Source organism: Arthrobacter echini (genome assembly GCF_004803505.1).
GTDB classification, from domain to species: Bacteria; Actinomycetota; Actinomycetes; order Actinomycetales; family Micrococcaceae; genus Arthrobacter_D; species Arthrobacter_D echini.
Map to the genome: position 1 here is coordinate 84,558 of NZ_SSWH01000009.1, position 26,176 is coordinate 110,733.

Sequence of the window (26,176 nt, forward strand, 5' to 3'; positions counted from 1 at the left end):
CGACGAGCGTCGAACAGGAGGATGCGGAACGACGGCGGATCCCGACGCTCCGTGGACAATGGGGGCATGGACCGCTTCGTTGGACACATTGCCGGTGTCGGCACCACCTCCGGGACACGTCTGGTGATCGGGCGGTGGGAGTCCTCGCCCTTCGGCGCCTTCACCGACGTCATGCTGGAGGATTCGGCCGGGCAGCGAACGCTGCTCGCCCCGACGCAGGAGGTGGCGGACTACGTGGGGGCAACCTACTCGTTCGACGACGTCGTCGTCTCCCCCGTCAGCTCCACTCTCGCGTCGGACCGGCTCGTGGTCGACGCGGACGAGTTGCAGGTCTTCGTCGAGATCGGCGGGCTCACCCTTCTCGGGCGACTGCTCGGCGTGCTCCCCCAGCGTCTGGCCACCCATCCGACCTGGCTCGCCCTGATCAATCCGGTGGCGTCGCGGCTGATCACCGGCGTTGCGACAGCAGGTTCTGCCGGTCATGGGCGCAAGGAGTACTACGGGGTCACCTCTGCCCGTGCCATCCTGGGAGCGACGGCGGCGTGGAAGGACTCGGATCTCGGTCAGTTGGCCCCTGTGAGCCCACCGGTACGCTTCGGCTTCAGCTCAGCACCACCGCGGCCGCAGCTGGTGTCGGTCACCACGACGATCCGCCGGCCGGAGGAATGAACCGCGCAGAAAGCCCGGGACGACTACTACCGGCGCAGATGACGTAGGTTCCCCGCCTCCGGGCTCAGGTGATGGAACGCCGGTTCGCATCGAGCCGCCGGGTCCAGCCGCGTCCGTCGAGGTACTCGAGCAGCGGGATCACGACCCTGCGCGTGGTGTCCAGCGCTTTCCGTGCCTCGCTGGTCGTGAACGGCTGCGGCAGGGCCGCGAGCTCGCGCATTGCAAGGGCCGGTGCCCGCGGTAGCAGGACGACACCGTCGCCGATCCTCAACAGGCGCCCGCTGCGCTCAGCTGCTGCCAGCTCCCGGCTACCCAGCCCGAGCCCCTTCAGGTCATGGGCCTCCGGAGCAGCGAAGGGACCCGCGGTCAGGCGCTTCTCGAGTACGGCGATCCCCGCTTCGGCCGCACCGAGGTCCGGACGCCGACCGGGCAGGGTGATGAAACCAGCACGGTATTCGAGGCCGGCTTCCCGGACGACCGCTTCCAGCAGCGCGCCGGCCGGCCCCAGGAGATCCCGGGCCGCTCCGTGCGACAGTCCGGCCGCCAACGGGTCCTGCTTCGCCAGGTGCTCCACGGCGCTGCGCACTCGCCGCCGCCACCCCTCGAGCGCGGCCTCGTGCACCCACCAGTCACCGAAGGTCCTCACGCCGTCGGGCACCTCGTCCAGGTGGGAGACACCCATCCTGCGCAACTGTTCGACCCGGACCGCCCCGCGACGAGCGATCTCCGTCAGCGCATCCCCGCCGGGCGACATGTCCGCGAGGACTGCGGCCCGCCGGGCTGCGTCACCGCGCCGGTCCAGCGCTGGTGGATCGACGTCGAGGATCTGCGCTCCCGCGAGGACCCCCCGCCCGCCGGCCGCGCGCAGTACCAGGCGGTCACCGAGTTCGAGTGGGAAGCGCCGGTCGAGAGTGAGGCGTGCGTGGTCCTCCCCGAGGGGGCGGACCCGGCACGGCACGACGGCAGTACCCACATGAACGAACAGCTGTGCGGGAATGTCGGTGAAAGAGGTACCCGTGGTGCGCCGGACGTCGACCGTATCCACCTCCAGCCAGCTGTCCTCCGTGAGCAGAACGTCCCCGCGGTGGATCGCTTCCGCAGAAAGTCCGGCCCTGAGATTGACCGCGACGCGGCTGGTGGGACCGATGGAGTCAGCAGCCTCGTTGCGGCTGTGCAGAGCCCGTACCGACACGACGTCGGTTCCCGCGCTGCCTGCGAGCACCAGCCGGTCACCCCGCGAGAGAGTGCCGGAGCTCAGCGTGCCCGTCACCACCGTTCCGGCGCCGCTGATCGTGAAGGACCGGTCTATCCACAACCGGACGCGGGTGTCCGGGTCCGGTGGGGGCAGGGTCGACAGCATGGCGTCCAGCGCGCGGCGCAGCTCCTCGAGCCCGGTGCCGTCCACCGCGGACACGGCGACGGCCGGTGCGTCCTTCAACCCGGTGCCCTCGAGTTCCGCCCGAACGCGCGCCAGTACCTGGCCCGAACCGCCGGGCGCCCGGTCGCTCCGCGTCAGCACCACGATTCCATGACTGATGCCGAGGGCGGCGATCGCATCGCGGTGATCACTGGACTGCGCCTGCCACCCTTCGTCGGCGGCGACGACGAAACACACCGCCGGCGCAGGTCCCAGCCCGGCCAGCATGTTGCCGAGGAACCGCTCGTGTCCGGGTACATCCACGAACGCCACATCCCGGCCCGACGAGAGCCGGGTCCAGGCGAACCCCAGGTCGATGGTCAGCCCACGGCGGCGCTCCTCCGCCCAGCGGTCCGGTTCCATCCCGGTGAGGGCACGTACCAGTGTGCTCTTGCCGTGGTCGACATGCCCTGCGGTCGCAACGACGAACATCCTCAGCTGCCTTCCAGTCCCGGCACGTCGCCGGGCCGCTCCAGAGCCGCCAGCACAGCCGTGGTCACCTGTTCGTCGTCGTCCTCCGGGATGCACCGCAGATCCACCAGGCAGGCACCATCATGGACCCGCGGCAGCACGGGCGGGTCCCCTGTGCGCAGCGGCAGGGCAGCACGTTCAGGAAGCCGGGCCGCCCAGCCAGGCAGCGGCACGTCGGGGCCTCCGCCGCCGCCGACCCTGCCGTCGTGTTCGACCACGGCACAACCCACGGCCCTCGCGAGCGCCTCCGTGCGTTCGCGAAGCCGCACCGGATCAGCGTGCAGCGCTGCGACCACCGGGGTCACCGGACCGGAGACCGTGGCCTCCAGCGCGGCCAGCGTCAGCTTGTCCGTCCGCAGCGCCCGGGCCAGCGGATGTCGCGCCAGCGTGTCGATCACCTCGGCGCGGCCGAGCAGGAGTCCCGCCTGCGGGCCGCCGAGGAGTTTGTCCCCGCTGACGATGACGACGTCGGCGCCGGCGTCCAACGCACTCGCGACGTCGGGTTCGTCGGGTAGGACGTGATCGGGCTCGAGCAGGCCGCTCCCCAGATCCACCACGAGCGGGACGTGGTATCGATCGGCCAGCGTCCGGAGTCGATGCACCTCGACCCCGGAGGTGAATCCGCTGATCCGGAAGTTGCTCGGGTGGACCTTGAGCAGGCAGCCGGTCCGGTCTCCCAGCGCTGCTTCGTAGTCACGCAGGTGCGTCCGGTTGGTGGTGCCCACCTCACGCAGACGCGCGCCGGTCGATTCGATCAGCTCGGGAAGCCTGAAGCCTGCGCCGATCTCGACCAGTTCCCCGCGGCTGATCACCACCTCGCCCGGACCCGCCAGCACCGTGGTGGCCAGCAGCAGGGCGGCTGCGCCGTTGTTGACCACAAGCGCACTCTCCGCTGCCGGGCAGGCGCGCAACAACGCCTGCCGTGCGCCGATCCCGCGTCCGGACCGGGTCCCGGTGGCCAGATCCAGTTCCACGTCGACGTAGCCGGCCGCGGTGAGCAGAGCCTCCCGGGAGACCTGCGACAAAGGGGCACGGCCGAGATTCGTATGGACGATGACGCCCGTGGCGTTCAGCACCGTCCTCAGGGACGTGGCCCGCCGGGAGGACACAGCGGCCAGGATCTGCGGTTCGACATCCTCCGGCGCGATCTCACCCGAGCGCGCCCGGTCCTGGACCTGCTGGACGAGGGAGCTGATGACGTCGCTGCCAAGACGGGCCCGGGCGAGTCGGAGCTCCGGGTGGGAGAGCAGCCTGTCGGTCCGCGGAATGAGTCGACGCGGATCGTGTGTGCCCACAGCCCTCCTTCGGGGATACCAACGGCAAGTGGCGGAGGCGGACGGGAATCGAACCCGCCAGACCGAGCTACTCGGTCTCACCGGTTTTGAAGACCGGGGGGCACACCAGGACCCAGACGCCTCCAGGATGATGCTAACACCGCTGAGCATGCCTAGACTGGCTGCCATGGAAGCACGGGCCCCTGGTGTGGATCAGCAACAACTCGCAGCAGTACGACTCACCGGCTTCGCCCACGGCGGAGGATGCGCCTGCAAGATCCCTCCCGGCGAACTCGAGGACGTTGTCAGCGGGTTGACCGGGCAGAGGCACCCCAGCGTTCTGGTAGGGCTCGACGGCGGCGACGACGCCGGCGCTGTCCTGGTCCGTGACGATCTCGCGGTGCTGTCGACCGCGGACTTCTTCACCCCGGTCGTCGACGACGCCTATGACTGGGGCCGGATCGCGGCAGCGAACGCCCTGTCCGACATCTACGCCATGGGTGGAAGTCCCGTCACCGCCATCAACCTCGTGGGCTGGCCACGGGGCGTGCTGCCCATGGAGCTACTGGCCGAGGTTCTACGCGGCGGACTCGACGTGGCCGCGGAGGCCGGCTGCCCGGTGACCGGAGGGCATTCGGTCGATGACCCGGAGCCGAAGTACGGAATGGCGGTCACGGGGATCGGCGACCCCACCAAGCTGCTCCGCAACGATGCCGCCCGTCCCGGTCTCCCCCTGACACTCACCAAGCCGATCGGGCTGGGCCTGCTGAACAACCGGCACAAGACCACCGGGGAAATCTTTCCCGAGGCCATCGCGACCATGGTGGAACTGAACCGCGACGCATCCGAAGCAGCGGTACAGCACGGGGTGCGGGCCGCGACGGATGTCACCGGTTTCGGTCTCCTGGGGCATCTCCACAAGATGTGCCGGGCCTCCGGAGTGGGCGCGGTCATCGATCACGACGCGGTGCCGTTGGTCACCGGGGCCCGAGAAGCACTGCGCGACGGCTTCATCTCGGGTGGGACCCGACGCAACCTGGACTGGGTCCGCCCCCATCTGCGGACCGCGGCGGGAGTCTCGGAGGAGGACCTGTTGTTGCTCGCCGACGCCCAGACCTCCGGGGGATTGCTCGTGGTGGGCGAGCTGCCGGGCCATCCCGTCGTGGGACACACCACCGAGATACCGGGCATCGACATACGCTGACGGAAGGGCTTCAGTCGCTCGTCGTGATCGAATCGTGGACGATGCCTGCCCGCCGTCGTGCAGCGAGCCGGTTCTTCTGCGGTTCGATGGTGTACCGCGGATCTTCGGTGGATCTCAGGCCCGCGCGCAGGATCCCGAAGCGTGTCAGGACCGAGGCGCCCAGGAGCGCTACTCCCGACAGGGCCGCGGTGAGCCGGTGCCTCCCGCCCAGCAGCACACCGACGCCCCCGATCACAGCCAGCCGCTCACTCCAGGCGAGCATCCGTCCCGGTGCGTCCTGATGCAGGGTCTCTGCGACGACCGGATCCATGTTCCGCTCCATCACCCTGGTGGCGATCAGTTCTCCGGCAACCCCCAGCAACGCCATCGTCCGCGCCGGCCCGGCCTCCTTCACGGGAGTGGTGATCATGGCAAGGCCCGCGGCGGCGAGGCTGGCCGACCCGACGAAGACCAGAGGCAGATCCTCCCGCGCGGCGTTCCAGGTCGGATTCGCGGTGTCCGAGAGAAGGACCGCGGTGTAGACCGACAGGGGGGCCGCGAACACGGCCGCTTCTACTCCCGCCGGACCCTCGAGGCCCCGCAATACTCGGCGGAGCGGCCCGAGCGGGAGCCTGGAACCGGTCATCCGGTCGATCTCCGATGCAGCACATACTCCAGCACCCGTGCCGAACGCCGCCAGGATCCACGAGCCGACGCTCATGGGAGAGGTGAGCTTGATGGTACGGAGCATGTTCAAGAACCGCTCGGGACGGCCGAGATCCACCACCAGCGCCGCCGCTCCGGCCCCGGTTGCTGCCAGCGCAGCCAGCCTACTGTTGCGGCGCAGGATCAGGCGCCCGGTCATCTGACCACCGAGGCCGAGGAGCGCAGAACCGCCTGCTACCCCGCCGAGGAAGAGATAGACGGCGATGGGGTTCCCCCATGGCGGAGGTTTGACCACTGAACGGCCGTAGTAGGACGTGAAAGCGACGTCGGGGACCACCGATGGTTCCACACGCCCCTGACCCGAACCACCCCGACGGCGCTTGCCGTCCCGCTTCCGGCTGTGGGGCGGTTCAGGCGGCCTGTAGTCGTCGAAGTCGGAGACCGTCAATTCCGGCCCCCTACCAGGAAGGCTGCGGCGGCGCCCACCAGCATGCCGGCGGCGGCGACACCGGCCCGCTTGTACATGCGCGGCAGGTCCTTCGTAGGAACCTGGGGATCCGGCGGCAACCCGTACACCTCCGGTTCGTCCAGCAGCAGGAACACCGAGCCGGTGCCTCCCACGCCGTCGGAATCATTGGCTCCGTAGAGCCGCGCTTCCGTCAACCCCTGCGCATGCAGTTCCGCCACCCGCTCCTTCGCAGCAGTGACCATGTTCTCGCGTTCGCCGTACTTGATCGACGTCGTCGGGCAGGCCTGCGCGCAGGCCGGGGTCTGATCGTCGACCATCCGGTCGTAGCACAGCGTGCACTTCTGGGCGACGCCGCCGTTGCGCGTGGGTGCCTGTTCTCCGGGGGTGAAGTCGCGGTCGGTCTTCGGTCCTGCCGTGCCGTTGCTCCGCCGCTCGATCACACCGAAGGGGCAGCCAGCCACGCAGGTTCCACAGCCGTTGCAGACGTCGTCCTGCACTACCACGGTGCCATGTTCCGTCCGGAACAGCGCTCCGGTGGGGCAGACATCGAGGCACCCCGCATTGGTGCAGTGCTTGCACACGTCCGACGACATCAACCACCGGAACTCATCGGTGTCCGGCGGGGCTGTATCCGCATTCGACAGGTCCGGCGCCCTGTCCTGCCCGGGCGGGCCGATCCTGGGTATGCCGAGGCTGACGAGAGCCTTACCCGACTCACGGGCACGATCGATCTGCTCACGGCCCTGCTCGACGAACGCGACGTGGCGCCAGGTGTCCGCGCCGAGCTCGCCGGTGTTGTCATAGGAGGACTCGAGCAACTGATAGTCCGAGTCCACAGGATTGCGGTTCCATTCCTTGCACGCGACTTCGCACGCCTTGCACCCGATGCAGATCGACGTGTCGGTGAAGAAACCCTTCCGGGGGTGCCCGCTGTGCCTGAGGTGATCCGGGGATTCGGTCAATGGGTCCATTCAGTTCTCCTCCTTGGTGCCCTCGCCCGACACCGGATCTGATCCGGTGAGCTTCTGATTGCCCGTTTCCGGTGTCAGCCCCGCGCGGGACTGGTAATCGGAGACCAGGGTGAGGAGCTCAGCGCCCTGCGGCCGACGACCCGGGACGATGGTGCACGAACCCACCTTGGACTCCTGGATCTGTACGTTGGGATCCAGCGTCACGCCGACCAGGTCGTTGACGGCGTCGCCGGAGACCACAGCGTCCTGTCCCACGCCCCAGTGGTACGGCAAGCCGATCTGGTGAACGGTGTGCCCACCCACCTTCAACGGTTTCACCCGATCGGTCACCAGTACCTTCGCCTCGATCGCCGAACGCGGCGAGATGATGGTGGCCCATCCGTAGGGCTCCAACCCTCGTTCGGCCGCCAGCTCCGGAGAGACCTCGCAGAACATCTCCGGCTGCAACTCGGAGAGATACGGTAACCACCGGCTCATCCCACCGGCCGTGTGATGCTCGGTCAGGCGGTACGTGGTGAACACGTAGGGGTAGACATCCGAACCTCGGGTACCCGCACTGGGCGCGCTGAGATTGTCCTCGCGCGGGAACACCACCCGGGTGGGATTCTGCTGCTGCCCGTAGAGCGGATTGGAGACCGGGGACTCCTGAGGCTCGTAGTGTGTCGGCAGCGGGCCGTCGACCATACCCTTCGGGACGTAGAGCCATCCTTTGCCGTCGGACTGCATGATGAACGGGTCGTCGCCGGCGAGCGCAGCAACTCCTCTGGCGTCACGATCCGGGACAGTACCGGGAGCGAGGTCCACGGGGAAGTCGGGCACGTCGTCCCCGGTCCACCGCTTCTGCTCCTCGTCCCACCAGACGTACTTCTTGCGTTCACTCCACGGCTTGCCCTCGAGGTCCGCCGAAGCCCGGTTGTACAGGATGCGCCGGTTGGCCGGCCAGGACCAACCCCACTCGGAGGCGACGGGACCCTGTTCCTGGCCGGGTCTGCGATCGGCGGCGTGATTGACACCGTCGGCATAGACACCGGTGTAGATCCAGCATCCGCCGGCGGTGGAGCCGTCGGCGCGCATCTGCGTATACGAGGACAGTGGAGTTCCTGCCTCGGGCCCCGTCAGATGGCACCCGTTGATCTCGGCGAGGACCGCTTCGGGGTCGGGTTCATCGTGCTCGTCGAGTGGATAGTCCCAGGTCAGATCCTGCAACGGGCGGTCCCGCTCGTCCGTCGAATCGGCCAGTTTCGCTCGGATCCGCTTGCCCAGCTCGAAGAAGAACTTCAACTCGCTCTGGCAGTCGCCCGGCGGCCGCACAGCCTGGTGCCGCCACTGCAGCAGCCGCTGGGTCTGTGTGAACGAGCCTGCCTTCTCCACGTGGGTGGCTCCCGGTAGGAAGAAGACCTCGGTACCGATATCCTCCGTCTTCAGTTCACCCGTGGCGATCTCCGGCCCGTCCTTCCACCAGGTAGCGGTTTCGATCAGGTTGAAGTCCCGCACCACGAGCCACTTCAGGTGCGACATCCCCAGCCGCTGCAGCTTGCCGTGAGCAGATCCGATGGCCGGATTCTGGCCGAAGACGAAGTAACCCTCGACCTCGTCGTCGAGCATGCGCATGACCGTCTGGTAGGTCCCGTGGGGACCGTTGATGCGGGGCATGTACTGGTACGCCCACTCGGAGTCCTCTGTGGCGGCATCACCCCACCAGGCCTTGAGCAGGCTGACCGTATAGGCGTCCGCGTTCGCCCAGAACCCCTTTCCGTCCGGGGAGAAGACCTCCTTCAGGTACTCGTCGAGGCTTCCCATCTCGGCCTTCGGCATCGGCAGGTAGCCCGGCAGCAGATTGAACAGCGTCGGGATGTCCGTCGAGCCCTGGATGCTGGCATGACCGCGCAGGGCCATGATTCCTCCACCCGGCCTGCCCACATTACCCAGCAGAAGCTGCAGGATCGCCGCGGTACGGATGTACTGCGCGCCCACGGTGTGATGGGTCCAGCCCACGGCATACGCGAAACACGTGGTGCGCTCCCGACCGGAATTCTCGGTGATGGCCCGCGCCACATAGTCGAAATCCTCGACCGGTATGCCGCACGCCTCGTGGACCATTTCCGGGGTGTAGCGGGAATAGTGGCGTTTGAGGATCTGGAACACCGTCCTCGGATGCTCCAGGGTGAGGTCCTGTACGAACTCGCCGTCCATCGCCGGCCCGCCACTGCCGTACTGGTCGCCGGCCGCGCGGGACGACGTGTCGGAGCCGTGTTCGGAGCCGCCGTCGCCACCCTTCCCGGCTGATTTGTCCTCGTACGCCCAGGAGGACAGATCATACTGGCCGGTCTCGGGATCGTAGCCGGAGAACAACCCGTCCAGGTCCTCGGTGTCACGGAAATCCTCTCCCACCACGGTTGCCGCATTCGTGTAGGCGAGCACGTAGTCCTTGAACCACAGGTCCTTGCTGAGGACGTAGTTGATCAGGGCGCCGAGCAGGACGATGTCGGATCCGGCGCGGATGGGGACGTGCTTACTGGCAACGGCACTGGTGCGCGTGAATCGGGGATCCACGTGGATGACCTTCGCGCCCCTGGCTTTGGCCTCAGCGACCCACTGGTATCCCACCGGGTGGCATTCGGCCATGTTGGAACCCTGGATGACGATGCAGTCGGCGTTCGCCATGTCCTCGAGCGTCTGTGTGGCTCCGCCCCGACCAAATGAGGTTCCCAGACTGGGAACCGTGGCGGAGTGTCAAATACGCGCCTGGTTCTCCAACTGCACGGCTCCGGCTGCCGTGAAGAGCTTCTTGATCAGATAGTTCTCCTCGTTGTCCAGCGTCGCCCCACCCAGGCCGGCAATGCCCATGGTGCGCCGCAGGGCGCGACCCTGCTCGTCGGTGTCCTCCCAGGTGTTGCGACGCGCCTCGATGAACCGGTCGGCCACCATGTCAGTGGCGGTCTCCAGATCCAGGTGCTGCCAATCCTTGGCGTAGGGCGCCCGATAGAGGACGGACATCTGCCTGCTGGGTGCATTGACCAGTTGCTCGCTGGCCGACCCCTTCGGGCAGAGCCTGCCCCTGGAGATCGGTGAATCGTAGTCGCCCTCGATCTGGACGACTTTCTCGTCCTTGACGAAGACACGCTGCCCGCACCCCACAGCACAGTAGGGGCAGACGCTCTGCACCACGCGGTCCGCGGTGGACGTTCGTGCTGTGATGTCGCGGGTCTTCTGCGACGTCACAGCTTCGCCGCGACCGAGTGGATCGCCGGAGCGAAGCTGCCGAACAACTGGCCATTCCAAGAAGCTGAACCTCGACATACCGTGACCCTAGCGCACCGCGTGGGGCAAGAACAGACAGAACCAGGTGGATGAGCAGATTGACGAATACCTCCCGCGGTGCAATGCATTCCGCGGTGGCGGACGCGATCGCCTCACAGTCGATCCACCACGGGTGGTTCGACCTCTCAGGATCTGCAAGTCCTCCGGTGTGCGAGGCGGTGTAGTGGGTCAGCCGGCCGTGCCGGCTACCCGCTCGCGGGCGACTGTGTAGTGCGGCCAGTAGCGCCAACGCGCGGGGAGCATCGGTATCGCGAGGCGCACCACACGGCGGACGACGGCGAAGGCCACCTGCTCCCGCCGCCGCCAGGGCAGGGCGTAGGCATCCCGGAGCGCCGGTGGCAGGAGGCCTGCCGCCAGGAGCGCGGGCACTCTCCGTAACGGGAGCGCAACGAGCGGTGGATCGGGCGCCAGGAGCTGTCCGCCGATGAGCCGCGCGGTCGCACCGACGTCGAGCACTGTGCGGATCTGCTCAGCGACATACCGCTCGAGGGCTGCGTGGTTCGCGGGCAGGATCTCCTCGGTCACCCCGAACAGCCGGGCGAACTGCCTCATGTCGCGGTAGTAGGCATCGCGCTCGTCGGAGCTGATCGGCCGGAGGAAGATCTCCGTCGCCTCCAGTGCCGTCCGGACCAGGGTTGCGAAGACCCACAGGGACAACGCCGGATCGCTCGCACTGTAGGGCGTTCCCGCTCTGACCGACCCGCTGGAATCCGGAAGAGTCCCCTGGACCGGGCGGTGCCTGAGCGCTACGTTCCCTGATGCGGCACGGACCTGCGCCCGGTCCCCGAAAGTGACCGTCAGGACGGCGTCGAGCGTTCCACGCAGGCGCCTCAGCGGGTCGGCCGCGAAACCGCTGTGGGAGCGAACACCTTCTCCCACGAGCGGATGAGCCACCTGGAGCAACAGCGCAGCAGGGCCACCGGCGAGGATGACGCGCTCGCGAGCGATCCGCCAGGCCGCGGAATCCGGACCGAAGAGACCGGCATCGCCGGCCTCACCCGGTCCCGGGCGGGGCGGGAAGAACTGCCCCAATCGCTTCAAGCGCTCAGCCGACCCTGTTCGTGCTGCGTCGTGGGAGCCAGATGATCAGGGCCACGATCGCGGCGAGGAGCAGCAGGCCGCCGACGACGATCGCGGTGATCGCTCCGGCGCTGAGTGCGCCGTCGTTGGAGGATGCTGCCTCACTCGAGTCGTCCGAGCTGCTGTCCCCGTCGGCATTCGAGGCTGCGGCGCCGCCGGCCAGGGCGATGCAGGTACCGGTAGCGTCCTGCTGTTCACAGGTGAAGTTGACCGTCTCGGTCAGGGGCACGCTGTTGGAGGCACCACCGACGTGGACGGTGTAATCGCCCTCGGCCTGCTTCCAGTCGCCCTCGTCCCATTCCTGCAGCTGGTCGGATTCGGACTTGAAGTAGCTGAAGGGGTGGTTGGAGGCGTTGGAGTCGAGCACGACACTCACGTCCCTGCTCTCGCCTGGCTCGAGCACGTCCTTGCTGAACCCGACCAGGCGCTTGCTCGGCTCCTGCGCCTCCTCCGGCAGGGTGAGGTAGACCTGTGAGGCCTCCGCGCCGGCGACGTCACCGGTGTTGGTCACCCGGTACTGCACGGTCATCACCGTCTGGTCCGGGCTCGGGTGCTCGATCTGGTCGACCCGCAGCTGGTCGTACTCGAAGTCCGTGTAGGACAGCCCGTGGCCGAAGGCGAACGCCGGCTCGACGTCGTTCTTCTCGTACCACCGGTACCCCATCGCCAGGTCCTCCTCGTAGTAGGTGACCAGCTGGGGCGGGCACTCCTGCGCATCGGCATCGGCGTCGTCGCCGACCCCGAAGCCGCTCGGAACGCCCTGCCCGCCACAGGTGCCGGTCTCCTGGCGGATGCCGGGGTACTGCCGCTCGGTCTCCCAGGCGGCCTCCCTTTCGCTGGTCGGCCAGGTGACCGGGGACTTCCCGGACGGGTTGAGCCTGCCGAAGAGGATCCCGGCGACCACATCGCCGTCGTCCTGCCCGGGGAACCAAGCCGCCACGATGGCCCTGGTCTTGTCGGACCAGTCGGTGAGCACGGAGGTGCCGGTCTTGAGCACGACGACGTTGTTCGCGTTCGCGTCGGCGACCGCGTTGAGCAGCTCCAGCTGCTGGACCCCGTTGACCTCCGACAGGGCGAAGGTTTCCAGGTCCTGCGACTCGCGAGGAGTGGTACCGAGCATCATGATGACGAGGTCGGATTCCTCGGCCAGCTCCACCGCCGAGGCGATGTCGGCGCCGTCGTTGTAGGTCACGGTCGCCTCCGAACCGAGTCGTTCCAGTTCGTTCCTGATGCCCTCCTCCGGGGTGACCGTCTCCTGCGTCGCGGTCATCACGAGCTCGCTCGGGCTACCGTTCCTCGGTGGCATGGACGCCTGGCCTGCGAACCAGTCCGGCCCGATGAGCGCGACCGAACCGATGTCCCCGCTCTCCACACTGCCGCCCAGCGGAAGGGTGTCCTCGGTGTTCTGCAGCAGGACCACCCCGCCCTCGGCGAGTGTGCGTGCCGTGTCCCGGTGCGCCTCCAGATCGTCCTCCCCGAAGGAGTCCAACGGATCATCGAAATTGCCGAACGTGAACATCTGCACATAGCGCGGGCGCAGGACCCGGTCGATGTCCGCGGGGACGATATGGCCTTCGCGGATATGCTCCTTCAAAGCATCCGCCGTGTAGTAGATCGGCTCGAAGTCCAGCTCCCAGCCCACACCGGCATTCAGGGAATTCAGCGTGTTGTGCATCGCCCGACGGTCCGCCTCGATCCACCCGGTGAAACCCCACGTGTCCAGGGTCTGCCTCAGGAGTGTCTCGTTACCGCAGGCCCAGCGACCATTGACCATGGGGAACGAGCACATCACCGCGGCGACCTCGGCGTCCTTGACCGCCATCTCGAACGGCAGCAGATACAACTCATGCATCGCCCGCGCCGGAACATGCACCGCCGAGGTCCAACGCTCCACGTCGTACTCGTTGTCGTTGAGGGCATAATGCTTCATCATCGCCTGGGTACCCTCGGACTGGGTGCCACGGATCTGCGCGCTCTGGATCGTACCGGCGAGGAAGGGATCCTCACTGGGATACTCCTGCGCGCGCCCGGCGAACGGGTTCCGCAGCAGATTCAGCCCAGGCCCCAGCAGCACCGGATGCGCGAAGGACTTCGCCTCCGCCCCCAGGACCGCACCCCACCCCTCGACGGCGGTCGTGTCGAAACTCGCCGCATTCAGCGGAGCCGACGGACCACCGGTCTTGATCGGCTCCGGAGAACAATCACCGCCCCTGATCCCGGTACCCTGATTGACCTCCCGCATCGTGGGAATCCCCAGGGACTCGATACCCTCGATATGCCGCCCGATGCGCGTGAAGCCGCACTCGGCCTGCTCCCCGCCCTCGGCGAGATACGTGCCCTCGATGTCGTTCTCCTCGGGCAGATTCTGCATCTGCTGGATCTTCTGGTCCAGCGTCATCGCCGACAGCAGCTCATCCGCCCGCTCCTGCGGTGTCAGCTCCGAATCCATCCACGGCTGATCCGACGGATCACTCTGCCGCACCGGACTGATCAACGCCCCAGGCGCGGCCAGCGCAGCGCTCATCGACCCGCCCACGAGCCCGACGCTGAGGACCGCAGCACCCACCACCGCCGCATATCTGTTCCCGAAGTAACGCATTGAAGACTTCCTTAGCATTCAGGTGCACCGGAACAAGCCGACCGACATCCGATGACAGCCCTCCGTCCCGTCTTGTCGCTTCAACCTACAGCCGCGAACAACACCCACGGGACCCAACGCCCGACTTTCCCGGCATCGGTATGATCCGGGCATCATGTGGTACACGGCCCACGCGCTCCGTCACCGGCCTGCAGGGTCCCATCGTTTGCGACCCTAGACTGGGACAGGTCGTACGGTCGGGGCACCGTGGTGCACCACCCCTCTGCCTGGCCCCTGGAAGGAATGGAGCCTGATGCCGGTCTCTCGGCGCGCTTTCCTCACCGGTGCCGCTGTCCTGGGGATCGGCGCTGTCAGCGCCTGCGAGAGTGCCCCCTCCACCTGGCAGTCGCGGCTGCTCGGCGTCGCGAAGGACGGCACGCTGACCTATCACGAGCCGAACGGCTACCGGCTTCCGGACTTCGGCGCCGTCGGCTATCGCGGTGGCCAACAGCTCCCGACGGTCGAGACCGTCCGGACCGTCGGCCCGATCGAGGGGGACAACACCGCGCACCTGCAGTCGGCGATCGACGAGGTGGCCGGTATGCCCCTGGGCCCCCAGGGATTCAGAGGAGCCCTGGAACTGCGTCCGGGAACGTACAGGATCAAAGGCACGCTCAGGGTTGCCGGGAACGGCGTCGTCCTGCGGGGCGCGGGAGACGGTGAGGACCCGGAGACGAACACCGTCCTGCGGGCCGTCGGGAACTCACCCTCGGCGCGTGACGTCATCGTGGTCGGCACCAGGGGCTCATGGAACGGCCAGGACCCGGATACCCGCACGAAGGTGACCGATGAGCTCGTGCCGCTCGGGTCCACCTCGCTCACCGTGGCCGATCCCGGCTCCCTGGGAGAGGGTGACCTGGTCGTCATCGTTCATCCGGACGACCCCACCTGGCTGAAAGCCATCGACCGTGGGGGCACCGAGGATGATCCGTCATGGAAGCCGGACGACGTGCCGATCATGTACCTGCGGCGCGTCGTCGAGGTGTCCGGAGACCGCATCACCATCGATGCCCCGCTCTACCAGGCTCTCGACCGGTCCCTCACCCGCTGCTACCTGTACCGGTGGGACGAGGCAGGGCTGAGCACGGACATCGGTGTGGAGAAGCTGCGGATAGACATCAAGGCCAGCGGCACGAAGGACAGGAAGCACGCCGCCAACGGCATCAGGCTGATGAATCTGCGCGATGCGTGGGTCCGCGACTGCACCGTCCTGCGCTTCGCCAAAGCAGGCATCTACACCACCTACACGACGCAGGCCACCGTAGCTGGTTGCCATGCCCTCGAGCCCGCATCACCGATTCGCCCCGGCTACCGGTACAACTTCGACGCCGAACAGGGCTCGCAGCAGATCCTGTTCACCGACTGCCATGCCACCCAGGGGCGTCATTCCTTCGTGGCGAACGGTGGCAGCAGCACGTCGGGCATCGTGTTCCACCGCACGACCGCAACCGGTAGCCGGGCATCGTCCGAGGGTCATCGGCGCTGGTCACAGGGCCTGCTGTTCGACAACCACGAGGAGATCCGCCCCCGCGTGGACACGACGATCCTGCTGGGCAGCAGGGGTGACTACGGCAGCGGCCATGGCTGGTCGGCGGTCAATTCCGTTGCCTGGAACACCAGGGCCTCCGCCCGGTTGGTGGTCCAGCGACCTCCCACGGCCCAGAACTTCGCCATCGGCTGCGGCGGCCGGGTCACCGGCAACGGACCGGTCGACGCCCCCACCGGCTACCGCGAGGGCACCGGCCGTCCCGGCCTGGAGCCCGCATCCCTCTACGAGGCCCAGCACGCGGCATCGACCCGCTGAGGACCGGCGCAGGCCGGCACCTGCCCGGCAGCACCACACGATCCGGCTAGGAGAGCTGGGCGCTGGCCTCCGGATCGGAGTCGCGCAGCAGAGCCGCTACCCGCTCCGCCTCGTCCATCTCGCCGATGGACGCTGCTGCCCGGCCCAGGGCGTAGAGCGCGCGCAGGAAGCCACGATTCGGCTCGTGCGAATAGGGCACCGGACCCGTCCCACGCCAGCCACTGCGCCGGAGCGCATCGAGACCGCGATGGTAGCCGGTGCGGGCGAACGCGTAGGACTCGATGGTCCGGCCCTCGGCGTAGGCCTCGTCGGCCAGGACGGCCCAGACGAGCGACGACGTCGGATGGGCCGCTGCGAGATCGAGCGCCTCGTCCCCGGCGGCCAGGCGCTCCACGACCTCGGGCTCCTCGGGCAGCAGGGTCGGGTCGGGACCCAGCAGATTCTTCCTGAACTCGTCGGACACGGCTCAGAGCTTCTTGCCGGCGGAACCGAGGGAGGTGGCGGCGCTGACCACACGGGCTGCCATCCCGGCTTCGGCCGCAGCGCCCCAGACGCGCGGGTCATAGGTCTTCTTGTTGCCGACCTCGCCGTCGATCTTCAGGACGCCGTCGTAGTTCTTCAGCATGTGGTCGGCCACCGGACGCGTGAACGAGTACTGCGTGTCGGTGTCGATGTTCATCTTGACGACGCCGTAGGAGACGGCGTCGGCGATCTCCTGTTCCGAGGAACCGGAGCCGCCGTGGAACACGAGGTCGAACGGCTTGTCCTTGCCGATCTTCTGACCCACCTTCTGCTGGATCTCCTCGAGGATCTCCGGCCGCAGCTTGACCCCGCCGGGCTTGTACACCCCGTGGACATTGCCGAACGTCAGGGCGGTGATGTACCGGCCGTGCTCACCGGCGCCGAGTGCGTCGATGGTGGCCAGCGCGTCGTCGACCGTGGTGTAGAGCTTGTCGTTGATGGCGTTCTCGACGCCGTCCTCCTCGCCACCGACCGTGCCGATCTCGACCTCGAGGATCATCTTGGCCGCGGTCATGCGGGGCAGGATCTCGCGGGCGATGCGCAGATTCTCCTCGAGGGTCTCCGCCGAGCCGTCCCACATGTGCGAGTTGAAGATGGGATCGCGGCCGTTCTTCACGGCGTCCTCGGAGGCCGCGAGCAGGGGTAGCACCAGGTCGTCGAGCTTGTCCTTGGGGCAGTGGTCGGTGTGCAGGGCGATGTTGACGTCGTACTTCCTCGCCACCTCCTTGGCGAAGGCCGCGAAGCCGAGCGCGCCGGTCGCCATGTGTTTCACGCTCGCGCCGGACCAGTAGGCGGCGCCGCCCGTGGAGACCTGCACGATGCCGTCGGACTCCGCCTCGGCGAAGCCGCGCATCGCCGCGTTGAGGGTCTGGGAGGAGGTCACGTTCACAGCGGGGAAGGCGAAGCCGTCCGCCTTCGCGCGGTCGAGCATCTCGGCGTAGACATCAGGGGTGGCAATAGGCATGCTGTGAACTCCTTCTGGGTAGGTGCTTGCTTCATCCTAGCGAGCGGACCTGCACGGCGCAGTCGGCCCCGTCAGGGGTGCTGGTCGAAGACATGCTGGCGCACCCAGCCGTGCATGGCGATCGCCGCCGCCGCCGAGGCATTGATAGAACGGGTCGAACCGAACTGCGCGATGGACAGCGTCGCCTGGGCCGCCTCGTGCATCTCCGGCGTCAGACCCGGACCCTCCTGCCCGAACACGAGCACGCAGCGCGTGGGCAGCTCGTACGTCTCCAGCGGCACCGAGTCGGGGAAGTTGTCGATCCCTATCACCGCCAGCCCCGCCGCTGCGGCCCACGCGGTGAAGTCGGCCACGCTCGGGTGGTGGCGCACGTGCTGGTAGCGGTCGGTGACCATGGCGCCGCGCCTGTTCCACCGGCGTCGCCCGATGATGTGGACCTCTCCGGCCAGAAAGGCGTTGGCCGTGCGCACCACCGAACCGATGTTCAGATCGTGCTGCCAGTTCTCGATGGCGACATGGAAGCCGTGCCGGCGTTCGTCGAGATCCGCCACGATCGCCTCGTGCCTCCAGTAGCGGTACCCGTCGACGACGTTGCGGGTGTCCCCGGCAGCCAGCAGCGCGCGGTCCCAGTGCTCGCCGTCGGGCCAGGGTCCCTCCCACGGGCCGACGCCCACCGGCTGCGGCGCGGCCTCGTCGGCGGTGGCGCCGGGCGCGGTCAGGGATTCGTTCACCGTCCAAGGGTACGGCTCTGAGGGTGGAAGACTGGACGTTGCGGTTGCCGCAGGTCCCACCCCCTCGAAAGGAAGCTCATGCGCGAGAACGAACACATCGAGTGCTGGCTCACCGACATGGACGGCGTGCTGGTGCACGAGGACCATGCGATCCCCGGCGCCGCCGAACTGATCGAGCGCTGGGTGTCCACCTCGAAGCGCTTCCTCGTCCTGACCAACAACTCCATCTACACTCCCCGTGATCTCGCGGCACGCCTGAAGGCTTCCGGGCTGGAGATCCCGGAGGAGAACCTCTGGACCTCGGCGCTCGCCACTGCGCAGTTCCTGTCCGAGCAACTGCCGGGCGGCAGGGCGTTCGTGATCGGCGAGGCAGGGCTCACGACGGCGCTGCACGAGGCCGGTTTCGTCCTCACCGACACCGATCCCGACTACGTGGTGCTCGGGGAGACCCGGACGTACTCCTTCGAGGCGATCACCAAGGCCGTGCGCCTGATCCTCGACGGCGCACGGTTCATCGTCACGAATCCCGATGTCACGGGTCCTTCCAAGGAGGGACCCATGCCGGCGACCGGTGCCGTGGCGGCAATGATCACCGCAGCCACCAGCCGTGACCCCTATATCGTGGGCAAACCCAATCCGATGATGTTCCGCTCGGCCATGAACCGGATCGAGGCCCACTCGGAGACGACGGCGATGATCGGGGACCGTATGGACACCGACATCGTCGCGGGGATGGAGGCTGGACTGCACACGGTCCTCGTGCTCAGCGGGATCACTCAGCAGAAGGACATCGACACCTTCCCGTTCCGGCCCGGCCAGGTCTGCACGTCGGTCGCGGACCTGGTCGAGCAGGTCTGAGTCCGGGCTGCCGGGGGTGCTAGAACGCACTCTTCCACGCACCACCGGTGGGCAGCGGCGCGTACTCCCTCTCCACAGCGGTGATGATCGGCTGATAGATCGCCGAGTTCCACTGGGGACTCGCGTGGGCGGGTAGCGCCCCCTCGGTCACGTAGTCGGTGGCCGCCACGTTGTCGGGCAGTGCCCGCGCCCACCCGGTCGGTGCCGTCGAGTAGTCCACCACCTCGTCGTCCGGGTTGCCCGCGAAGACGATCCTGGTGTCCCCGAGGGACAACCGGAATCTCGACACGTCGAAGTGGTAGATGTAGGACGATTGCGACTGGACCAGCTCCGTGCTGGGGGCCAGGGGCGAGAGCTGTTCGAGGGACTGCTGGAGGATCTGGCCCCAGGTGCGCTCGTTCTTGTGGGCGATCCGCTCGCCCAGCTCGTAGGTTCCGCGAAGGCTGATCGGGACTCTCACGCCGGCCTCGTAGAGCCGGACGACGCCGTTGAACATCCGCTGGTCCCGAACGTCGAAGCGACTGGACGGGGAGGAGTCGAGGAAGATCAGTTCCACCGGGATACCGCGGTCCTGCAGGCGGGCTGCCACCTCGACCGCCACCATGCCACCGAAACTGTGACCGTAGAAGTACAGCTTCTCGAGCTGGAAGTTCGCGACGAAACGGTTCATGGTCGCGACGATGGCATTGATGTCCAGACCGCGGTTCGAGTACCCCATGGCGGCGAGCTGTCCGCGGCGGGAGAGCGCCGGGCGCAACGAATCCAGGATCCAGAGCCCTTCCTCCCAGCTGGTCTTGAACCCGGGGAAGAGAACCCAGCGGGCCCTGGGGAAACGCCGGCGCGCGCGGTCGTCGTCGAGTGACAGGATCCGGTTCTGCTGGCGCTGATTCTGGATCACTCGCGTGATCACGAGGTCCGTACCGATGACTGCCGCGGCCGCCGAACCGATGAGGAAGGACCTGCGCGAGGAGGCATGGAGATCCCTCGCCTGCTGCAGCGCCCCGTCGTCGTCGATCATGTACCGTTCCGCTTCACGCTGCCCCTCGTCAGGGAAGACCCAGCTCCTCCTTGCCGAATGCGAAGAGATACGGCACGGCGGCCTCGGACTCGATGCGCTCCCTGGAGCCGGTGTCCCTATCGACGATCACCGCGACCGCCCGGACGTCACCGCCCGCACGCCGCACGCCGTCGACCGCCGTCAGTGCGGAACCGCCTGTCGTGGACGTGTCCTCGAGGACGACCACGGCGCGACCGGCCACGTCGGGTCCTTCGACCTGGCGCACCATACCGTGCGTCTTCTGGGTCTTGCGCACCACGAAGGCGTCGACCGGGCGCCCGGCACGCGCTGCCGCATGCATCACGGCCGTCGCCACCGGGTCGGCGCCCATCGTGAGTCCGCCGGCAGCCTCGAAGGCGATGCCGGCGTCGTCCAGCATCTGCAGCATGACCCGCCCCACGAGGACTGATGCCTCGTGGTGGAGCGTGATACGGCGGAGGTCTATGTAGTAGTCGGCTTCGAGACCGCTGGAGAGCGTGACGCGCTCATGCACGACGGCGAGTTCCCTGATCAGCTCGAGGAGCCGGGCACGGTCGGCGCTCTGGGCGGAGATCTCGGCGGTCATCCGGTCAGTCTAGCGAGCGGGCAGGTGCTCCGGCGCTCCCTGCCAGCACCGTCGGCGGTGCTGACCTGGAATCCGGCCGGGCCTTCGCCGTCAGGCCTCGGCGTCGGTCGGCAATCCGGGGGCTTTGAGCCCGCAGTGGGCCGATCCAGCGGCGTGTCGCCGTCCGACACGCGTCTGACTGGTTCGACGTCCCCGGATCAGCACCGCTGCAGTTGTCCACGTATGAGCCCGTTCTCACCCGGAACCGTCCTGTGGGCGGTGGAATCGACGCATGGACGCCGTCACTGCCCTTAGACTCGCGGGTGCGGTGGCCAGGACGGGCCGGCTCCTCGAACGAGGGGTCACGAGCCGGGAGATCTCGCGCCAGATCCGGTCCGGGGCAATCCTCCGGCTGCGGCAGGGCGTTCTCGCTCTCCCGGACGCACCGCCCGATCTCGTCACCGCGACCCTGCACCATGCCCGCCTCACGTGCGCCTCGGCGGCACAGTACTACGATCTGTGGCTCCTCCATCGGCCGACGATCCACCATCTGTACTGCCATGCCCGCGCGCAGGAGGACTGGACGAACCACCACCGACCCCTGTCCGTACCCGTGCACGCTTCCCTGCCGCTGGTGGGCAGGGTCGACGCCCTCATCCACGCCCTCCACTGCCTCCCTCCGCTCGATGCCGCTGTCATGGTCGAAAGCGCCCTGCGCCGCAGCGACACCGTGCGGTCCTTCATTCTCGATCGGCTGCAGGGAAATCGCAATGGTCCGGCCCGGGCGGCTCTCGACCTCGTGACCGGAACAGCGGAATCGGCACTGGAGGTCGTCGCCCGCGTTCTCTTCTCGCGCGCGGGACTCCATGTGGAAGCCCAGGTGCAGCTCGACGGCGTGGGCCGGGTGGACTTCGTGCTGGAGGGTTTCCTCGTGGTGGAGGTCGACGGCGACGCGTACCACTCCGACCGCGCGTCACGCAGGCGGGACAGACGGCGGGACAACATGAGCATCGTCGGCGGCTACCTCGTGCTGCGCTACGGCTACGAGGACGTCATGTTCCATCCGGGAGAGGTCCTGGCGCAGGTGCTCGCAGTCCTCTCGGGCCGGCCGCTCCGCTGAACCGATCGTCCTCGCGCAGTCCGTACACTGCCCGTTCGGGATCCTGCCCGTTCGGGATCCGAGGTCTTCGAAGCCACACCGGCCTGTTCGGACAGCGTGTCGCGGACCGACACGCCGTCCAGGGTCGGCAGAACCCCCACAATCCGAACGGTCACACGGAGCTTCCGAGGCACCGAGCTGCCCCGGCCATTGCCGGGTACCAGCGCTCGTCGCGGCGGGTCGTAAGCTCGTAGCCCACCTCCTGGAAGGACCAGTGACGACCGATGCCGCAGCACCCATCCCGTACCGACGACACCAGCTACGCGAGGACGTGGCCCGAGGGCTTCCTGTGGGGCTCGGCCACCGCTGCGGCGCAGGTCGAGGGCGCCGGCCACAGCGGCGGCAAGGAGGACTCCATCTGGGATGCCTTCGCCCGCCTGCCCGGCGCCACCGCCGACGGTGAAACCCCGGAGGACGCCGTGCAGCACTACCAGCGCATGCCGGAGGACGTGGCGATCATGAGGCAGTTGGGACTGAATTCCTACCGATTCTCGACGAGCTGGTCCCGTGTGCGTCCGGGCGACCGGGCTCCGAACGCCGTAGGCCTCGATTTCTACTCGCGCCTCGTGGACGAGTTGCTCGATGCGGGGATCCTCCCCTGGTTGACGCTCTATCACTGGGACCTCCCGCAGGCGCTCGAGGAGAAGGGCGGCTGGGCCAACCGCGACACCGCCTACCGCTTCGTCGAGTACGCCGATGATGTCTACTCAGCACTCGGGGACCGCGTTCAGCACTGGACCACCTTCAACGAACCGTTCTGCTCGTCGCTGCTCGGTTACGCCGCCGGCGTTCACGCTCCCGGCCGTCAGGAGCCATGCGCAGCCGTCGCAGCCATACACCATCAGCATCTCGCCCACGGCCTGGCGGTCGATGGGCTGCGTTCCCGTGGCGCCCGGCATCTCGGGATCACCCTCAATCTCAGCAACTCGATCCCGCGCGACGCCGCGGACCCCATCGACCTCGACGCCGCGCGCCGTTTCGACTCGCTGCAGAACCGGGTCTTCCTCGATCCGATCCTCCGGGGCGCCTACCCGGACGACACCCTCGCCGACCTCGAACAGTTCGGACTGCGGGAGCTCATCCGGCCCGGGGACCTGGACATCATCGGCACTCCGATCGACTTCCTCGGCGTGAACCACTACCACGACGACCTCGTCAGCGGTCACCCCACGGACGAGGACGGCGACTCTCACGCGGGCGGCGCGCCGCGCCCGACGTCGTCGCCCTGGATCGGTTCGGAGGACCTCGCCTTCCCCAGCCGGGGCCTGCCGCGCACCGCCATGAACTGGGAGGTCAATCCGGACGGTCTGCGGACGCTCCTCGTGCGCCTCGGCGAGGAGTACGAGGGCCTCCCGCCGCTCTACGTCACCGAGAACGGTGCGGCGTACGACGACGTCGTCGCTCCCGACGGAGCGGTCCACGATCCCGAGCGGACAGCGTTCATCCTGGACCACGTCGCAGCCGTCGGGGACGCGATCGACCAGGGCGCCGACGTGCGCGGCTACTTCGTCTGGTCCCTGCTCGACAACTTCGAGTGGTCCTGGGGCTACGGCAAGCGCTTCGGGGTGGTGCGCGTCGACTACGGGACCTGCGAGCGCACGGTCAAGGACAGCGGTCTGGCCTACGCACGGATGATCGCCGCGACGAGATGACCCTCACCGGACGCTGCCATGGCCTGCGTGGTACCGCATCCGGGGTCTTCGAAGGCGTGCCGGGCTGTTCGGGCGGCGTGTCGCGGACCGACACGCTGAAGGTGACGCCGAAGTCCCCGAGACCGGAACGCACGCCCCTCGGAATGGCTCCTGCGGGGTTGTAACGGCGAGGAAATCCGGCCCGAGTAGCCTAGGAGCATGCGTGAGACACAGGCACAGATCATCCGGGCCATGGGCGTCAAGCCGACCATCGACCCCTCGGCGGAGATCCGCCGCAGGGTCCGGTTCCTGAAGGACTACGTCGATGCCACGGGGACGCGCGGGTTCGTCCTGGGTATCAGTGGCGGCCTCGACTCCACGCTCGCCGGCAGACTCGCCCAGCTCGCCGTCGACGAATTGCGCGCCGAAGGAATGGACGCCGACTTCATCGCAGTACGGCTTCCCTACCAGGTGCAGCACGACGAGGACGACGCGCAGGCTGCCCTGGCCTTCATCCAGCCGCGGACGTCGCAGGTGTTCAATGTGGGACCAGCCGTCGACGGCATCCAGCAGGAGTACACCGCCGCGACGGGCGAGCCGATCTCCGACTTCACCAAGGGCAATGCGAAGGCGCGGGTGCGCATGGTGGCCCAGTACGCGATCGCGGGGCAGCAGAATCTCGTGGTCGTCGGGACGGATCACGGTGCCGAGTCCGTCACGGGCTTCTTCACGAAGTTCGGCGACGGCGGAGCCGACATCCTCCCGCTCCACGGCCTGAACAAGCGCCAGAACCGCGCGCTGCTCAGGGAACTCGGCGCACCTGCGGCGCTCGCCGACAAGGTCCCCACCGCCGATCTCCTGGACGTTTCTCCCGGGCGGAGCGACGAGCAGGAGCTCGGACTCGGCTACGACCAGATCGACGACTACCTCGAGGGACGCGAGGTGCCCGTGGAGGTCGCCGAGGCGATCGAGCACCGCTACCGCATCTCACGGCACAAGCGCACGCTACCCGTGACCGTCTCCGATTCCTGGTGGCGGGAGGAGTAACCGCCGTTGGTACCGTAGGAAGCGTGAAGATCGCGACCTGGAACGTCAACTCCCTCCGTGCCCGAGCAGACCGCGTCGAGGCCTGGCTCGGGCGCTCCGACGTCGACGTCCTGGCCATCCAGGAGACGAAGTGCAAGGACGAGAACTTCCCCTGGGACCTGTTCGAGAACAGCGGCTTCGAGGTGGCGCACTTCGGCTTCAGCCAGTGGAACGGCGTGGCCATCGCATCCCGCGTGGGGCTCGAGGACGTGATGCGCACCTTCCCCGACCAGCCCGCGTTCGGCAAGCCGGGCCAGGACGCCGTGCAGGAGGCCCGTGCCATCGGCGCCACCTGCGGGGGTGTGCGCGTATGGAGCCTCTACGTGCCGAACGGGCGGGCACTTGATGATCCGCACATGCCCTACAAGATCGAGTGGTTGAGCACCCTTCGCGCTCACGCGCAGCAGTGGGTCGCGGAGGAGCCTCGAGCCCAGATCGCTCTCATGGGTGACTGGAACGTCGCACCGCAGGACGAGGACGTGTGGGACATCGACCTCTTCGTCAACGGCGGGTACACCCATGTCAGCCCCCCGGAGCGGGAGGCCTTCCAGTCGTTCCTCGACTCCGGCTTCGCGGATCTGGCGCGCCCTTTCACGCCGGGACCGGGGCTCTACACATACTGGGACTACAAGCAGCTGCGATTCCCCAAGAAGGAGGGTATGCGCATCGACTTCGTACTGGGCTCCCCCGCCCTGGCCGAGCGCACCACGGGAGCCTTCGTGGACCGTGAGGAACGCAAGGGCAAGGGTGCATCGGACCACGCGCCCGTCGTCGTGGAACTCAGCGGGTGGTGACCATTTCCGGCAGCGCCCAGGTGTTCCCCTACGTCTCCCATCTTCGCGTCTACGAGCCGCTCGAGGCGTTCTCGGATGCGCAGCAGCTGGCGATCCTCGCCCAGCGCACGCGGGAACGCAGCGAGACGGATGCGATCGAGCACGAGCAGTCCCTGCGCCGCATCCTGCGGACCATCTCGGATCCGTTCCCCCACCACGAGCCGGACCTCATGCGCATCACCCATTTCCCCACGTCGAACGGCTCGACGACGCCCTATTACTGCCCCAACCAGCTCGCCGTCCGGACGGCACTGGCGGCGGAGTCGCTCGACCAGAGCCTGCGCGGCCCGCTGATCGACGTCCTGGTGCCGGAGGTCGCCCGCGAGGCACATCAGGCCCGGCTCGATCCGGAGACCTTCGCCGACTCCGTCGCCAAACTGCACACCCGGTCGGCCACCTGGGGGGTCCCCTTCGCCTGGTTCGCGCTGATCCACGAGGACGATCTCACCGAGGTGGTCGAGGACGAGGATCGCGTGACGACGGTGCGGATCACCGCGAGGATCGGCGACTGCATCGACCGCGGAAAGCGCTCGATCGCGCACCTCGCCGTTGCCGCACCCGAGATGGATCTGTTCGACGAGATCACCGAGCTCGTCGAGTGGCTCGGGATCTTCCGGCGGGACGCCGTGGTGGAGGTGGACTACGGCCCGGTGGCCGAGCGCGTGTTCCCTGACGACTCCCCCTCGGACGTCAGGCTGGGCATCGAGAGTCTCGCCGAGGCGGACATGCTGGGCGCTGCGGCCGCCTACCGCCGCCTGGCATCACGGTGGATCCCCATCCGCCAGCTCGCCCGCGCCTCCTGACGTCCTCGCCCACGAGGATTCCGGT

At 67.8% G+C, this 26,176-nt stretch carries 21 protein-coding genes and 1 tRNA gene; 9 read left to right on the forward strand and 13 right to left on the reverse strand.

The features are described 5' to 3' along the window. The first annotated feature begins 66 nt into the window (after positions 1-66). Entirely contained in the window at positions 67-669 is a 603-nt protein-coding gene (locus tag E8P82_RS11095; RefSeq protein ID WP_136454909.1) for a hypothetical protein, read from the forward strand. Positions 670-733: 64 nt separating this feature from the next. Here the strand turns inward: E8P82_RS11095 and selB are convergent, their stop codons facing one another. The 3 genes from selB to E8P82_RS11110 all read right to left on the reverse strand — a co-directional run bounded on the left by selB (position 734) and on the right by E8P82_RS11110 (position 3,976). Continuing rightward, positions 734-2,518, reverse strand: coding sequence for a selenocysteine-specific translation elongation factor (gene selB / locus E8P82_RS11100; protein WP_136454911.1), 1,785 nt, complete (start codon positions 2,516-2,518; stop codon positions 734-736). Positions 2,519-2,520: 2 nt separating this feature from the next. Continuing rightward, positions 2,521-3,852, reverse strand: a complete 1,332-nt coding sequence (gene selA, locus E8P82_RS11105) for an L-seryl-tRNA(Sec) selenium transferase (RefSeq protein WP_136454913.1) — start codon at positions 3,850-3,852, stop codon at positions 2,521-2,523. 29 nt (positions 3,853-3,881) lie between these two features. Further along, positions 3,882-3,976, reverse strand: a tRNA-Sec gene (locus tag E8P82_RS11110). 42 nt (positions 3,977-4,018) lie between these two features. On the opposite strand from E8P82_RS11110, the gene selD reads away from it, so the two are divergent. Beyond that, complete coding sequence (gene selD, locus E8P82_RS11115; protein ID WP_136454914.1) at positions 4,019-5,035, forward strand: selenide, water dikinase SelD; 1,017 nt, start codon at positions 4,019-4,021, stop codon at positions 5,033-5,035. 10 nt (positions 5,036-5,045) lie between these two features. Here selD and nrfD read toward each other — a convergent pair whose 3' ends face one another. The 5 genes from nrfD to E8P82_RS11145 form a co-directional block, all read right to left on the reverse strand. Next, positions 5,046-6,128 carry an NrfD/PsrC family molybdoenzyme membrane anchor subunit gene (gene nrfD, locus E8P82_RS11120; protein ID WP_136454916.1) on the reverse strand — a complete coding sequence of 361 codons (1,083 nt, stop codon included), beginning with the start codon at positions 6,126-6,128 and terminating at the stop codon, positions 5,046-5,048. Beyond that, on the reverse strand, positions 6,125-7,120 hold the full coding sequence (locus tag E8P82_RS11125) for a 4Fe-4S dicluster domain-containing protein (protein WP_136454917.1): 996 nt from the start codon (positions 7,118-7,120) through the stop codon (positions 6,125-6,127). Before E8P82_RS11125 ends, nrfD begins: the two co-directional genes overlap by 4 nt. Then, a complete protein-coding gene (gene fdh, locus E8P82_RS11130; RefSeq protein WP_168796554.1) occupies positions 7,121-10,420 on the reverse strand; it encodes a formate dehydrogenase in 3,300 nt (1,099 codons plus the stop codon). Positions 10,421-10,609: 189 nt separating this feature from the next. Beyond that, positions 10,610-11,482 (reverse strand): oxygenase MpaB family protein, encoded by an 873-nt coding sequence (locus tag E8P82_RS11140; protein WP_136454922.1) that lies wholly within the window; start codon positions 11,480-11,482, stop codon positions 10,610-10,612. Positions 11,483-11,486: 4 nt separating this feature from the next. Beyond that, positions 11,487-14,120, reverse strand: a complete 2,634-nt coding sequence (locus E8P82_RS11145) for a beta-glucosidase family protein (RefSeq protein ID WP_136454924.1) — start codon at positions 14,118-14,120, stop codon at positions 11,487-11,489. A gap of 292 nt (positions 14,121-14,412) precedes the next feature. Here E8P82_RS11145 and E8P82_RS11150 point away from each other — a divergent pair, with 292 nt between their 5' ends. Then, a complete protein-coding gene (locus E8P82_RS11150; RefSeq protein ID WP_136454926.1) occupies positions 14,413-15,963 on the forward strand; it encodes a peptidoglycan-binding protein in 1,551 nt (516 codons plus the stop codon). A 46-nt stretch (positions 15,964-16,009) separates the two neighbouring features. Here the strand turns inward: E8P82_RS11150 and E8P82_RS11155 are convergent, their stop codons facing one another. The 3 genes from E8P82_RS11155 to E8P82_RS11165 all read right to left on the reverse strand — a co-directional run bounded on the left by E8P82_RS11155 (position 16,010) and on the right by E8P82_RS11165 (position 18,180). Next, positions 16,010-16,426, reverse strand: coding sequence for a DUF3151 domain-containing protein (locus E8P82_RS11155; protein ID WP_136454927.1), 417 nt, complete (start codon positions 16,424-16,426; stop codon positions 16,010-16,012). Positions 16,427-16,429: 3 nt separating this feature from the next. Further along, on the reverse strand, positions 16,430-17,449 hold the full coding sequence (gene fbaA / locus E8P82_RS11160; protein ID WP_136454929.1) for a class II fructose-bisphosphate aldolase: 1,020 nt from the start codon (positions 17,447-17,449) through the stop codon (positions 16,430-16,432). Between the two features lie 71 nt (positions 17,450-17,520). Next, entirely contained in the window at positions 17,521-18,180 is a 660-nt protein-coding gene (locus E8P82_RS11165) for an RNA methyltransferase (protein WP_136454931.1), read from the reverse strand. 78 nt (positions 18,181-18,258) lie between these two features. On the opposite strand from E8P82_RS11165, the gene E8P82_RS11170 reads away from it, so the two are divergent. Then, positions 18,259-19,038, forward strand: coding sequence for an HAD-IIA family hydrolase (locus E8P82_RS11170; protein ID WP_136454932.1), 780 nt, complete (start codon positions 18,259-18,261; stop codon positions 19,036-19,038). 19 nt (positions 19,039-19,057) lie between these two features. On the opposite strand, the gene E8P82_RS11175 is transcribed toward E8P82_RS11170, so the two are convergent. Further along, on the reverse strand, positions 19,058-20,056 hold the full coding sequence (locus E8P82_RS11175; RefSeq protein ID WP_136454934.1) for an alpha/beta hydrolase: 999 nt from the start codon (positions 20,054-20,056) through the stop codon (positions 19,058-19,060). Between the two features lie 28 nt (positions 20,057-20,084). Beyond that, on the reverse strand, positions 20,085-20,660 hold the full coding sequence (locus E8P82_RS11180; RefSeq protein WP_136454936.1) for an orotate phosphoribosyltransferase: 576 nt from the start codon (positions 20,658-20,660) through the stop codon (positions 20,085-20,087). Positions 20,661-20,931: 271 nt separating this feature from the next. Here E8P82_RS11180 and E8P82_RS11185 point away from each other — a divergent pair, with 271 nt between their 5' ends. The 5 genes from E8P82_RS11185 (at position 20,932) to E8P82_RS11205 (ending at position 26,151) form a co-directional block, all read left to right on the forward strand. Continuing rightward, positions 20,932-21,759, forward strand: coding sequence for a DUF559 domain-containing protein (locus tag E8P82_RS11185; RefSeq protein ID WP_136454938.1), 828 nt, complete (start codon positions 20,932-20,934; stop codon positions 21,757-21,759). Positions 21,760-22,022: 263 nt separating this feature from the next. Next, positions 22,023-23,450 (forward strand): GH1 family beta-glucosidase, encoded by a 1,428-nt coding sequence (locus E8P82_RS11190; RefSeq protein ID WP_136454939.1) that lies wholly within the window; start codon positions 22,023-22,025, stop codon positions 23,448-23,450. 198 nt (positions 23,451-23,648) lie between these two features. After that, positions 23,649-24,476 carry an ammonia-dependent NAD(+) synthetase gene (gene nadE / locus E8P82_RS11195; RefSeq protein ID WP_136454941.1) on the forward strand — a complete coding sequence of 276 codons (828 nt, stop codon included), beginning with the start codon at positions 23,649-23,651 and terminating at the stop codon, positions 24,474-24,476. A 23-nt stretch (positions 24,477-24,499) separates the two neighbouring features. Then, positions 24,500-25,309 (forward strand): exodeoxyribonuclease III, encoded by an 810-nt coding sequence (locus tag E8P82_RS11200; protein ID WP_136454942.1) that lies wholly within the window; start codon positions 24,500-24,502, stop codon positions 25,307-25,309. After that, positions 25,303-26,151 (forward strand): DUF8083 family protein, encoded by an 849-nt coding sequence (locus E8P82_RS11205; RefSeq protein ID WP_136454944.1) that lies wholly within the window; start codon positions 25,303-25,305, stop codon positions 26,149-26,151. Before E8P82_RS11200 ends, E8P82_RS11205 begins: the two co-directional genes overlap by 7 nt. Positions 26,152-26,176 lie beyond the last annotated feature (25 nt).

What these genes read in the sequence shown, in the direction of transcription:
- E8P82_RS11190 (WP_136454939.1), top strand. Translation starts at nt 22,023, where the DNA reads ATGCCGCAGCACCCATCCCGTACCGACGACACCAGCTACGCGAGGACG.
- E8P82_RS11170 (WP_136454932.1), top strand. Translation starts at nt 18,259, where the DNA reads ATGCGCGAGAACGAACACATCGAGTGCTGGCTCACCGACATGGACGGC.
- E8P82_RS11095 (WP_136454909.1), top strand. Translation starts at nt 67, where the DNA reads ATGGACCGCTTCGTTGGACACATTGCCGGTGTCGGCACCACCTCCGGG.
- selB (WP_136454911.1), bottom strand. Translation starts at nt 2,518, where the DNA reads ATGTTCGTCGTTGCGACCGCAGGGCATGTCGACCACGGCAAGAGCACA.
- E8P82_RS11125 (WP_136454917.1), bottom strand. Translation starts at nt 7,120, where the DNA reads ATGGACCCATTGACCGAATCCCCGGATCACCTCAGGCACAGCGGGCAC.
- selD (WP_136454914.1), top strand. Translation starts at nt 4,019, where the DNA reads ATGGAAGCACGGGCCCCTGGTGTGGATCAGCAACAACTCGCAGCAGTA.
- nadE (WP_136454941.1), top strand. Translation starts at nt 23,649, where the DNA reads ATGCGTGAGACACAGGCACAGATCATCCGGGCCATGGGCGTCAAGCCG.
- E8P82_RS11145 (WP_136454924.1), bottom strand. Translation starts at nt 14,120, where the DNA reads ATGCGTTACTTCGGGAACAGATATGCGGCGGTGGTGGGTGCTGCGGTC.
- E8P82_RS11150 (WP_136454926.1), top strand. Translation starts at nt 14,413, where the DNA reads ATGCCGGTCTCTCGGCGCGCTTTCCTCACCGGTGCCGCTGTCCTGGGG.
- E8P82_RS11175 (WP_136454934.1), bottom strand. Translation starts at nt 20,056, where the DNA reads ATGATCGACGACGACGGGGCGCTGCAGCAGGCGAGGGATCTCCATGCC.
- E8P82_RS11180 (WP_136454936.1), bottom strand. Translation starts at nt 20,660, where the DNA reads ATGACCGCCGAGATCTCCGCCCAGAGCGCCGACCGTGCCCGGCTCCTC.
- fbaA (WP_136454929.1), bottom strand. Translation starts at nt 17,449, where the DNA reads ATGCCTATTGCCACCCCTGATGTCTACGCCGAGATGCTCGACCGCGCG.
- E8P82_RS11185 (WP_136454938.1), top strand. Translation starts at nt 20,932, where the DNA reads ATGGACGCCGTCACTGCCCTTAGACTCGCGGGTGCGGTGGCCAGGACG.